General features: G+C 72.1%; 14 protein-coding genes. 6 read left to right on the top strand and 8 right to left on the bottom strand.

The features are described 5' to 3' along the window. Nucleotides 1-32 precede the first annotated feature (32 nt). From pcaH to FFT09_RS18435, 4 genes are all read right to left on the bottom strand, one after another. A complete protein-coding gene (pcaH, locus tag FFT09_RS18450; protein WP_081195081.1) occupies nt 33-785 on the bottom strand; it encodes a protocatechuate 3,4-dioxygenase subunit beta in 753 nt (250 codons plus the stop codon). Nucleotides 786-885: 100 nt separating this feature from the next. After that, nucleotides 886-2,061 carry a thiolase family protein gene (locus FFT09_RS18445; RefSeq protein ID WP_138383452.1) on the bottom strand — a complete coding sequence of 392 codons (1,176 nt, stop codon included), beginning with the start codon at nt 2,059-2,061 and terminating at the stop codon, nt 886-888. Nucleotides 2,062-2,094: 33 nt separating this feature from the next. Beyond that, entirely contained in the window at nt 2,095-2,823 is a 729-nt protein-coding gene (locus FFT09_RS18440; protein WP_138383579.1) for a CoA-transferase subunit beta, read from the bottom strand. Between the two features lie 41 nt (nt 2,824-2,864). Then, the gene (locus FFT09_RS18435; protein ID WP_024875810.1) at nt 2,865-3,686 is read right to left on the bottom strand and encodes a CoA transferase subunit A; all 822 of its coding nucleotides are present in this window, start codon (nt 3,684-3,686) and stop codon (nt 2,865-2,867) included. A gap of 135 nt (nt 3,687-3,821) precedes the next feature. Between FFT09_RS18435 and FFT09_RS18430 the strand changes: the two genes are divergently transcribed. Beyond that, nucleotides 3,822-4,787 carry a 2-hydroxyacid dehydrogenase gene (locus FFT09_RS18430; protein ID WP_138383451.1) on the top strand — a complete coding sequence of 322 codons (966 nt, stop codon included), beginning with the start codon at nt 3,822-3,824 and terminating at the stop codon, nt 4,785-4,787. A gap of 5 nt (nt 4,788-4,792) precedes the next feature. Beyond that, entirely contained in the window at nt 4,793-5,914 is a 1,122-nt protein-coding gene (locus tag FFT09_RS18425) for a glycerate kinase (RefSeq protein WP_138383578.1), read from the top strand. 12 nt (nt 5,915-5,926) lie between these two features. On the opposite strand, the gene FFT09_RS18420 is transcribed toward FFT09_RS18425, so the two are convergent. From FFT09_RS18420 to FFT09_RS18405, 4 genes are all read right to left on the bottom strand, one after another. After that, on the bottom strand, nt 5,927-7,111 hold the full coding sequence (locus tag FFT09_RS18420; protein WP_138383450.1) for a zinc-dependent alcohol dehydrogenase: 1,185 nt from the start codon (nt 7,109-7,111) through the stop codon (nt 5,927-5,929). 139 nt (nt 7,112-7,250) lie between these two features. Continuing rightward, nucleotides 7,251-7,550, bottom strand: coding sequence for a HesB/IscA family protein (locus FFT09_RS18415; RefSeq protein WP_024875818.1), 300 nt, complete (start codon nt 7,548-7,550; stop codon nt 7,251-7,253). Nucleotides 7,551-7,693: 143 nt separating this feature from the next. Then, nucleotides 7,694-8,146, bottom strand: coding sequence for a hypothetical protein (locus tag FFT09_RS18410; protein ID WP_138383449.1), 453 nt, complete (start codon nt 8,144-8,146; stop codon nt 7,694-7,696). Next, complete coding sequence (locus FFT09_RS18405; RefSeq protein WP_081195069.1) at nt 8,143-8,622, bottom strand: hypothetical protein; 480 nt, start codon at nt 8,620-8,622, stop codon at nt 8,143-8,145. Before FFT09_RS18405 ends, FFT09_RS18410 begins: the two co-directional genes overlap by 4 nt. Before the next feature lie 261 nt (nt 8,623-8,883). Here FFT09_RS18405 and FFT09_RS18400 point away from each other — a divergent pair, with 261 nt between their 5' ends. From FFT09_RS18400 to shbA, 4 genes are all read left to right on the top strand, one after another. Beyond that, nucleotides 8,884-9,306 (top strand): anti-sigma factor antagonist, encoded by a 423-nt coding sequence (locus tag FFT09_RS18400; RefSeq protein WP_024875821.1) that lies wholly within the window; start codon nt 8,884-8,886, stop codon nt 9,304-9,306. Then, nucleotides 9,303-9,707, top strand: a complete 405-nt coding sequence (locus FFT09_RS18395; RefSeq protein WP_138383448.1) for a YidH family protein — start codon at nt 9,303-9,305, stop codon at nt 9,705-9,707. The genes FFT09_RS18400 and FFT09_RS18395 overlap by 4 nt, the downstream gene beginning before the upstream one ends. Further along, nucleotides 9,704-10,027, top strand: coding sequence for a DUF202 domain-containing protein (locus tag FFT09_RS18390; protein ID WP_081195065.1), 324 nt, complete (start codon nt 9,704-9,706; stop codon nt 10,025-10,027). The genes FFT09_RS18395 and FFT09_RS18390 overlap by 4 nt, the downstream gene beginning before the upstream one ends. Before the next feature lie 164 nt (nt 10,028-10,191). Beyond that, a complete protein-coding gene (shbA, locus tag FFT09_RS18385) occupies nt 10,192-10,788 on the top strand; it encodes an RNA polymerase sigma factor ShbA (RefSeq protein ID WP_138383447.1) in 597 nt (198 codons plus the stop codon). The last annotated feature ends 5 nt before the right edge of the window (nt 10,789-10,793 follow it).

The following is a 10,793-nucleotide window of genomic DNA, read 5'->3' as shown; positions in this document are numbered from 1 at the left end:
GTCGGACTCCACGAGCCCACCACCAGCCTGGCTCATTCGTCCTCCTCCTCATCGCCGTCCTCGGCCTCGAAGGGCGTTTCCTCACGCCCCCGCAGCACGATGTCGAACCGGAACGCCAGTGCCCACTCCGGAACGGTGCGGTCCAGATCGAACGACGAGACCAGCCGCTGGCGGGCCTTCTCGTCGGGGATCGAGTTGAAGATGGGGTCCTGAGAGAACAGCGGATCGTCCGGGAAGTACATCTGCGTCACCAGCCGCTGGGTGAACGCCGAGCCGAACACGGAGAAGTGGATGTGAGCGGGCCGCCAGGCGTTGTCGTGGTTCTTCCACGGATACGCGCCCGGCTTCACCGTGACGAACTCGTAGCGGCCCTCGTCGTCGGTGATCGTCCGGCCCACGCCCTCGAAGTTCGGGTCCACCGGACACGGCCAGTTGTCCCACACGTGCCGGTACCGGCCACCCGCGTTCGCCTGCCAGATCTCCACGAGCGAGTTCGGCACCGGCCTGCCGTCGCCGTCGAGCAGCCGGCCGTGTACCAGGATGCGCTGGCCCTGCGGCTCCTGGGGATGCTGCCGGGTGAGGTCGTTGTCGAACTCCCCGAGCCGTCCCGGCCCCAGCAGCGGGCCGGTGACCTCGGTCAGCTTGTGGGGCAGCAACACCAGTGGCTGCGTCGGATGCCTCAGCCGCGTCGAACCGTATCCCGGGGAGTCCAACGGCGGATGCGTTCCCTCCGGGTCCCTGCGGTACCGGGGCAGGATCAACCCCGACTCCGACGACGTACTCATTCCGTCCTCCTGTGTCTTGCGGGACACCCGCACCCGGTCGGACCGAACAAGCCCACCACCAGCCTGGCTCATTCCGTCCTCCTATGTCTTGCCGGACACCTCACGCCTCCAGCACCACGGCCAGGCCCTGCCCCACCCCGATGCAGATCGCGGCGAGGCCCCAGCCGCCACCACGGCGGCGCAGCTCGTGGGCCAGCGTCGCCAGCACCCGGCCGCCCGACGCGCCGAGCGGATGGCCGATCGCGATGGCCCCGCCCCGCACGTTGACGAGCGCCGGGTCGAGCTCCGGCCAGTCCGCGAGGCACGCCAGCGACTGCGCGGCGAACGCCTCGTTGAGCTCCACCGCGGCGAGATCGCCCCAGCCGATGCCCGCGCGCCGCAGGGCGAGCTTTGCCGCTCTCACCGGGCCGATGCCGAACACGTCCGGGTCGACCCCGGCGGCACCGCGACCGGCGATCCGCGCGATCGGCGCCGAGCCGATGCGGTCGGCACCCTCGCGGTCGGCCAGCAGCACGGCGGACGCGCCGTCGCTCAGCGGTGACGCGTTGCCCGCCGTGACGCTGCCGTCCTGCCGGAACACCGGCTTGAGCGCGCCCAGCTTCCCGGGCGAGGTGTCCGCGCGAATGCCCTCGTCCCGCCGCAGCTCCGTTCCGGCGACGTCGACGACGTGGTCGTCGTAGAAGCCCTCGTCCCACGCGCGGGCCGCCGCCTGGTGACTGCGCAGGGCGAACTCGTCCTGGGCGTCCCGGCCGATGCCGTAGCGCTCGGCCAGCAGTTCGGTGCTCTCCCCCAGCGAGACGGTCCACTCCGAGGGCATCCTCGGGTTGACCATGCGCCACCCTAGTGCGGTGGAGTACAGCGTCTCGTTGCCGTTCGGGAACGCGCGGCCCGGTTTGGGCAGCACCCACGGCGCGCGGCTCATCGACTCCACCCCGCCCGCGACGGCCACCGACGCCTCGCCGAGCGCGATCTGCCTGCTCGCCTGCATCACCGCGTCGAGGCCCGAACCACACAGCCGGTTCACGGTGCTGCCGGGGACCTCCGTGGACCAGCCCGCGAGCAACGTCGCCATGCGCGCCACATTGCGGTTGTCCTCGCCCGCGCCGTTCGCGTCGCCGAGCACGACCTCGTCGACCGCGTCGGGAGCCAGCCCGGATCGCTCGCCCAGCGCGTGGAGTACCTGGGCGGCGAGGTCGTCGGGACGTACTCCCGACAGCGCGCCGCCGTAGCGGCCGAACGGCGTGCGCACGGCGTCGAGCACGAACACGTCACTCATGGGGTCTCCTCTGTCCGCTCGGGACGGTAGTCGTCACGACACTGTGGTGAGCGCACGCAGTGCCCTCAGCTCGTCCTCCGTCGGCGCCTCGGTCGTCGTGAGCTCCGGCGACACGTCCAGCGGCCACCCGGTGGACTCCCGCACGTGGTCGACGTCCACACCGGGATGGACCTGGCTGAGCACCAGCTCGCAGGTCTCGGGGTCGGGCCGCAGGATGCCGAGATCGGTGATCACCAGCGTCGGGCCCGCGCCGGGCAGGCCGAGCCGCTCACGATCGCCGGGCCCGCGCCCGAACCCGACCGAGGTGACGAAGTCGACCCGCTCGACGAAGCTGCGCCGCGTCTGCCGGACCACCACGAACACCTCGCGGCACGAGCCCGCGATCTCGGGCGCTCCGCCCGCTCCCGGAAGCCGCACCTTCGGGTCGGCGTAGTCGTCGCCGATCACGGTGGTGTTGATGTTGCCGAAGCGGTCGAGCTGCGCGGCGCCGAGAAAGCCGACGTCGATGCGGCCCGGCTGGAGCCAGTAGTTGAACACCTCGGGCACGCTGATCACCGAATCGGCCGTCTCGGCCAGAATCCCGTCCCCGATCGAGGCGGGCAGCCGATCCGGCTTCGACCCGAGGGTGCCCGACTCGTAGATCAGCACGAGCTCCGGTGCGTGGGTCCGGCGCGCCAGGTTGGCGGCCGTGGACGGCAGCCCGATGCCGACGAAGCAGCGGGTGCCGCCGGTGAGGGCCCGCGCGGCCGCGATGGACATCATCTCGTCGGACGTGTAGCCGGTCTCCGGCCTCGCTGCCGCGTTCACGCCGTGGTCACCTCCGCACCGGACACCGTCTCGCGGACCCACGACCGGAACGTGTCCCGGTCGCGGCTGATCGCGTCCCACCGACGGTAGTAGTCGTTGTCACGTTCGTAGTAGCCCTGTGCGTACGACGGGTGCGCCCCGCGCGGCACCTCGGCGACCCGGCTCACCGCCCAGCCCGGCAGGACCAGCTGGCCCGGCACCGGTTCCAGCTCGTCCACCACCTCCTCGACGGTCACCAGGCTGCGGGAGGCCGCGAGCACCGCCTCCTTCTGCACACCGACCAGTCCCCAGAGCTGCACGTTGCCGTGCCGGTCGGCGCGCTGCGCGTGCACGATCGACACGTCGGGGTTCAGCGCGGGCACCGCAGCGAGCCGCTCGCCGGTGAAGGGGCAGGTGATCTCGGCGATCGTGCCGGTGTGCCGGGGCAGATCGGTGCCCGCGTAGCCGCGCAGCACCCCGAACGGCAGGCCCGACGCCCCCGCGACGTAGCGGTTGGCCATCCCTGCGTGGCTGTGTTCCTCGATCTCCAGCGGTCCCGGCCAGGCGTGCTGCACGGCGTCCCGGAACCGGTGCAGCGAGCCCACGCCGGGATTACCGCCCCACGAGAAGACCAGCTTGCGCGCGCAGCCCGCGCCGATGAGCTGGTCGTACACGACGTCGGGGGTCATCCGCACGAGCGTCAGGTCCCGGCGGCCCTGCCGGATGATCTCGTGGCCCGCCGCGTGCGGGATGAGATGGGTGAACCCCTCCAGCGCCACGGTGTCGCCGTCGTGGACGAGCTCGGCCACGGCGTCGGCGAGGGAAACGATCTCCGCCACTCCAGCACCTCGTTCTGTTCGCATGACGCACACAAGTTCTTCATATGAACATAGCAGCGGTGTCAATGCCGTCCGGTGCCGTAAGGTGACGCTCGACGCCGACCCGCACGACACACAGGAGAGGGGCCCGACGCCGTGCGACCCCGCATCGTGGTGACCAGGAAGCTGCCCGAGGACGCGCTGGCCCTGCTGCGCGAGGCGGGCGACGTGTGGCTGCCCGAACCCGACCGCGCGCTGCCGGCCGGGGAACTGCACGACGCCGTCGCGGGGGCCGACGGCATCGTCTGCACGCTGCACGACCCCATCGACGGCGCACTCGCCGACGCGGCGGGCGACCGGCTGCGCGTCGTGTCCACCGTCGCCGTGGGCCACGACAACATCGACGTTGCGGCGCTGGCCGCGCGCGGCGTCGTCGTCACCAACACCCCCGACGTGCTCACCGACGCGACCGCCGACCTCGCCTTCGGGTTGCTGCTGTCGGTGACCCGCAGGCTCGGCGAGGGCGAGCGGCTGCTGCGCTCCCGCACGCCGTGGCGGTTCGACCTCGGCTTCCTGCTGGGCACCGGGTTGCAGGGCACGACACTCGGCATCGTCGGGCTCGGCCAGATCGGCACGGCGATGGCCCGCAGGGCCCGCGCGTTCGGCATGAGCATCGCCTACACCGGACGCCGACGCGCCGACGCCGACGTCGAGGCCGAACTCGGTGCGCGGTACCTGCCACTGGACGCGCTGCTGCGGGAGTCGGACGTCGTGTCGCTGCACTGCCCGCTGACCGAATCGACCCGGCATCTGATCGACGCGGACGCGCTCGCCGCGATGAAGCCGACCGCCTACCTCGTCAACACCACCCGCGGCCCGGTCGTCGACGAGGCCGCACTCGCCGACGCCCTCGCCCGGGGCGGCATCGCGGGCGCCGGGCTGGACGTGTTCGAGAAGGAGCCCGACGTGCATCCGGGGCTGCTCGAACTGGACAACGTCGCCCTCGCCCCGCACCTGGGTTCCGCGACCCTTCAGACGCGGACGGCGATGGCCACGCTGGCGGCCCGCAATGCGGTCGCCGTACTCCGGGGCGACGCACCGCTGACCCCGGTGCGCGGGTGAGCACCATGCGGGTCGTCGTGGCACCGGACAAGTTCAAGGGCAGCCTCACGGCCGTCGAGGCGGCCGAGGCGATGGCGGCGGGCGTCCGCGACGTCGTGCCAGGAGCGCAGGTCGATCGCTGCCCCGTCGCCGACGGCGGAGAGGGCACGCTCGACGTGCTGCTCGCCGCGGGTGGTCGCCGGGTCGACGCGCGGGTCCGGGGGCCGCTGTCCGATCCCGTGGCGGCGCACTACGTGGTGCTCGACGGCCGGGCCTACGTCGAGTCGGCGCGGGCCTGCGGGATCGAACACGTCCTTCCCACCCCGGCCACCGCACTGGCCGCCCACACCCACGGAGTCGGCGAACTGATCCGGCACGCGCTGGCGGGCGGGGCGCGCGGCATCGTGCTCACGGTCGGCGGCACCGCCAGCACGGACGGTGGCGCCGGGATGCTGCGGGCGCTCGGCGCACGGCTGCTCGACGACCGGGGAGAGCCGGTCGCTCTCGGTGGTGGCGCGCTGCGCTCCGTCGCCACGGTCGATCTCGACCCGGTGCGGCGGACTCTCGGTGGGGCCGAGCTCAGGGTCGCCACCGACGTCACCAACCCGCTGCTGGGCCCGGCAGGCGCGGCGGCGGTCTTCGGACCCCAGAAGGGCGCGGGCACGCGCGAGGTCGAGTTGCTGGAGACCGGCCTGGCCACCTGGGCGGAGGCACTCGTGCGGGCCGGTGCTGCCGACCCGGCGTCCGTGCCGGGTGCCGGTGCGGGAGGCGGGGTCGCGGGCGGCGCCGTGGCCGTGGGCGCCACCGTCGAGTCCGGGTTCGACCTGGTCGCCGCCGTGACCGGCGCCGACCACGCCATCCAGGGCGCCGATCTGGTCATCACGGGCGAGGGCTCGCTGGACGAACAGAGCCTCGCGGGCAAGGCCCCCGCGGGTGTCGCCGCCCGCGCACGGCTCACCGGCGCGCCCGTGGCGGCCGTCGCGGGCCGCATCGCCCTGGACGACGCGGCACTGTCCCGCGCGGGCATCACCGTGTGGCGGGCGCTGGCGGACCGGGCGAGTTCGGCCGACGACGCCATGCGCCGCGCCGCGGTCCTGCTACGCTCCGCGACCGCCGACGTAGTGCGCGCCGCAGGCCGAACGCCTTAGGCTCCTGACACCTCAGGGCTGAAACACGACCTTGATGGCGCCGTCCCGCTTCTGCTGGAACATCGCGTAGGCGTCCGGCGCCTCCGACAACGGCAGGTGGTGCGTGGCGAAGTCCTCGACCCCGAGCGGATCGTCCTGCCCGGTGACCAGGGGCAGGATGTCGTCGATCCAGGCCCGGACGTTCGCCTGGCCCATGCGCAGCCGGACCTGCTTGTCGAACAACGTCATCATGGGCATCGGGTCGAGCATGCCACCGTACACACCGGACAGTGAGATGGTGCCGCCCCTGCGCACCGCGTCGATCGCCGTGTAGAGCGCGGAAAGCCGGTCGACGGCGGCCTTCTCCACGGCCTTGGCGGCCACCGGTCCGGGCAGCAGGGTCGCGAGCTGTTGCGCCACCCCCGTCACCGGCGAGCCGTGTGCCTCCATGCCGACGGCGTCCACGACGGAGTCGGCTCCTCGGCCGTCGGTGCGATCGCGGACCGCGTCGCCCACGTGCTTGTACTGGCGCAGATCGATCGTGTCGATGCCGTAGCGGCGGGCGAGGTCGAGTCGCTCGTCGACGAGGTCGACCCCGATGACGTGCCGCGCGCCGCGATGCCGCGCGATGCGTGCGGTCATCTGCCCGATCGGGCCGAGCCCGAGGACGAGCAGCGAGCCACCGTCGGGAACGTGCGCGTACTCCACCGCCTGCCAGGAGGTCGGCAGGACGTCGGAGAGATACAGAAACCGGTCGTCGGGCGGGCCCTCGGGGACCTTGATCGGCCCGTAGTTCGCGAAGGGAACGCGCAGACGCTCGGCCTGCCCACCGGGCACCTGCCCGTACAGCTTGGTGTAGCCGAACAGCGACGCGCCCTTACCGTGCTCCACGACCTGCGTGGTGGCGCACTGCGACTGGAGATCGCGGTCACAGTAGTAGCAGTGTCCACAGGAAACATTGAACGGGACGACGACCCGGTCGCCCGGCTTGAGATTGCCGACCTCGGCGCCGACCTCCTCGACCACGCCCATCGGCTCGTGCCCCAGGATGTCACCGGGGTCCAGAAACGCCCCCAGCACCTCGTACAGATGGAGGTCGGAACCGCAGAGGCCGGTCGACGTTACCCGGATCACGGCGTCGGTCGGCTGCTCGATCCGGGGGTCGGCGACCTCGTCCACCCGGACGGAACGCTTGCCCTGCCACGTCACGGCCTTCATGCGGCTCCCCTCGCTCGGCGGTCCGTGACCGGGCGAGCGCCACGTACACCCGCCGAGCCGCCGGTGGCCGCCACGCCGGCACCGTCGACCGGTCACCGACGCGGCATACCACCGGCGCCCCGGGGGCAAACGGCGTCGCCTACGCCTCTTCCTGCTGTTGCATCACCGCGAAGTTCAGCTGGCCCTGGTCATCCTGCTGGATGTCGAGGACCTTGTCGTCCAGGAAGGTCGCCGCCTGAGGTTCGAGGAACACCTTGGCGCCGCTGTCGGTGCCGAGCACCTGATCGCCCTCCTCGGGGGACGGAGCGATCGACAGCGCGAGCTGGGCGCCGCTCTCGTTCTCCTCCCGCACCGCGAACCGCAGCCCTGCGGATTCCTGACCGTCCTGTGCGGTCAGCGCGCTGATCGCCTCGGCGGCAGCGTCAGTCATGGCGAGCATGTCGGCGTTTCCCTTCGATTGCGTACTGCTGCCACCCCCACCGTAGGGGTATTCGCGCGCGCACGCCGCCCGCGCGGGTACTCGGCGGGTCGCGGATCTGTGACCGGTCATCGGTGTCGGTTCACCGGATGGCCGCCGGTGGCTCAGCCGTCGCCAGAGTCCGCGTCCTCCAGCAGCGTCACCCACAGCAGGGCGTGCCACAGCGCGTCCAGTCGCGACAGCGGTTCGGGATCGGCGCGCACAAGACCGATCTGGAATCGCGAGTCGTCCGGATCCCCGTTGAGCTGGGCCAGGACGGCCCTGAGCACCGCGCGCAGCGCGGGGTCGAGTTCGTCGACGGCCAGCGCCTCGTCGTCCGCGTCGGTGAGATCCGCCGTGAAGACATCACCACGCGCCGGCGCACCCGCACGCCGTCCCAGCGACGCCGACACCGCGGCGACGAGTTCGGCCAGCACGCCTTCCACGAGCCCGTCTCGCTCACCCCGCGATCTGACGACCGTGGCGAGGACGGCGGCAAGCTCGGCCACGTCGTCCCGCCGCGCCGCCGCGAGCAACCGTTCGGTCGTGCCGCGCGCGTCGGCGGGAGCGGGACTCACGGGCGCCCGCTGTCCGCGTCGTCGCCGCCCGGCGTGCGCAGCGCGTCGGCGACGGAACCGCCCGCCTGATCGGCGTTCTGGCCGCGCCGCACACCCGGGGTGTCCGGCGGGGCCGGGTCGTCCTCCGGCATGACCGGCGCCACGTCCTCGGTCACCTGGTCCACTGTGTCGTCGAGTTCGGTCGCGGGGGTGGCGGCCACGGGCCGCTCGGGAATCTCGGCCTGCGCGACGTCGGGCTCCTCCTGCCGGACACGCTCCTCGAGCGGCTCGCCCTGCTGCTGCTCGAACGGGGTCATGCCGTAGCGATCGGCCTCGCTCCAGTGTTCCGGCGGCTCGACGCCCTCCTCCAGCGGATCGACCCGCAGCCGGTCCTCATCGAGGTCCTCCGCGCTGCTCAGTCCGGCCGGATCGGTCTCGGCGCTGTCGGGCAGCCCCGTGTCCTGCGGCGGGGTCACCGGCTCACTGCCGTCACTCATCGGCACCCTCCTGTTTCGCTCGCGGTGTGCGGCGAGGTAGCGGCTTACCCTGCCGATCACCCCGGCAAACCCCACGGCGGTGTCGTGTGACAAGCGCACGAGGAGGTTGCGAATTGCGACGCCACCTTTCTACGGTGGAAAGCGCGGTTGCCGTGTGCAGCCGCGTTCACGGCAGGTTCCGGACCTTGCGCAGCCTTTCCTCGCGTCGGAATTCCGGCTTCTGCCCGTGTGGCCGACTTCGAAGCGCACGGAGGGACGACAGTGCGTAGCAGCGACCCGAACACCCTGAGTTCCCAGTCGACGACACCCGCAGGACTCCGATCGCTCGACAGCCACGGCATGCGCATCGACGCCGAGTGGCAGGAGGGTCAGGCGGTGCTCGCGCGCATCTCCGGTGAGGTCGACCTGCTCTCCGCTCCCGAACTCAGACAGTGGGTCTCGGAGAGCGTGCCCGCGTCCGCGGGGCTGGTGCTCGACCTCGACGGCATCGGGTTCCTCGGGTCCGCCGGGCTGTCCGTCCTCGCCGAACTGTCGGAACAGGCCGCGAACGACCGGCTCGCCTGGGCCATCGTGGCGACCAAGCGGGTGGTACTGCGCCCGCTGGAGGCGACGGGGCTGGTGTCGCAGATGCCGGTGTACCAGAACACCGCCGACGCGGTGAGGGCCGTGTCCGGGGCGGAGTGAACGCGGGCCGCCACCCGGACGGCCCGTCCTCACCCCGGGGTCGGCGCCACGAACCCGACGGCGGCGGGCGAAGCGATTCCGAACCCGACTACCGGTTCACCCTCGCCAACGAGCGGACGTTCCTCGCGTGGATCCGCACCGCGCTCGGCCTGATCGCCGGGGGCGTCGCGGTACACCAGTTGCTGCCGGATCTGGCGACCGAGCGTGCTCGCTCGCTTCTGGCCGCGTTGTGCCTCGCGCTGGCCACCGTGCTCGCGTGTGCCGCCTACCCGCGCTGGTGGCGGGTGCAGCGAGCCATGCGCCGCGACGAACCGCTGCCGCGCAACATCCTGCTGCTCGTGGTGTCGGTGGCGGTGCTGGTGATCACGGCGGTCGCCGCCGTGCTGCTGGTGTCGGGATGAGCGGCGGTGAACCCACGCGGGGTGTGCCCGCCGAGCGCACCGGTCTCGCGTGGCAGCGCAGTGCGCTGGGAGCCGCCACCGTCTCGGCGCTGCTGCTCTACCAGACCGTGCGCACCGGCTGGCAGGTGTTACCGGTGACCGCTGCCTGCACCGCCGTTCTGGCAGTGGGACTCGCGGCTGTGGGGGCCTACCGGGACCGCGAGCTGCGCGCCGCGGCACCGCCCCGGCCGCTGCCACCGGCGGTGCCCGCGGCCGTCACAGTGCTCGTCGCCGCCACGGCCCTGCTCGCGCTGCTCGCGCTGCTGGTGCCGTCCCGGTAGGAAACGACTGAGGTGGATCGCCGGTGGACGGCGGCCTATCATGGCGTACACGTCCACCACACGTACCGCTCCCCTTCGATGCCGTGTGGACCAGACGCCGTACGGTCGCCCGTCCGCCGTCGCCGCCGGACTCCGACGGCACCCACCCGTAGTGGGAGCCGACAATGGACAGTGTCGTTCCAGCACCGCGAGAGGAACTGACCACCGCGCGGATCGACCCGATCGTCCGGGACGCCGCCGAAGGCGACGCCCACGCGGTGCACGTGCTGGCCACGATGATCGCCCCCGTGGTGACCCGCTACTGCCGCGCGAAGCTGGGCCGTCGCGACTTCGGCTACATCAGCGCCGACGACGTCGCCCAGGACATCTGTGTCGCGGTGTTGCAGGCACTGCCCCAGTACCGCGACCGTGGCGGATCGTTCCTGTTTCTGGTGCGTGCCATCGCGTCGAACAAGGTGGCCGACGCGTTCCGCCTCGTCGCGCGCGAACGCAGCCTGCCGACTCCCGTGGTTCCCGACACGTTCGACGACGGGAACGAGCCGGAGCACCACTTGCTCAACGCCGAGGCGGGCGACCGGTTGCACGACCTGCTGGGGCAACTGTCGCCGTTGCAGCACGACATCGTGGTGCTGCGCGTGGTGGTCGGGCTCTCCGCCAGGGAAACCGCCGACGTGCTGGGACTCTCGCCCGCGAACGTCCGCACCTCACAGCACCGGGCGCTGGCGCGGCTGCGGCGCAGCACGACCCCCGAAGCGTGGTAGCCGCG

The organism is Saccharomonospora piscinae, from assembly GCF_005862235.1.
GTDB classification, from domain to species: Bacteria; Actinomycetota; Actinomycetes; order Mycobacteriales; family Pseudonocardiaceae; genus Saccharomonospora; species Saccharomonospora piscinae.
The sequence above is the reverse complement of the archived record's forward strand: the minus strand, read 5'-3'. Positions and strand labels throughout refer to the sequence as shown.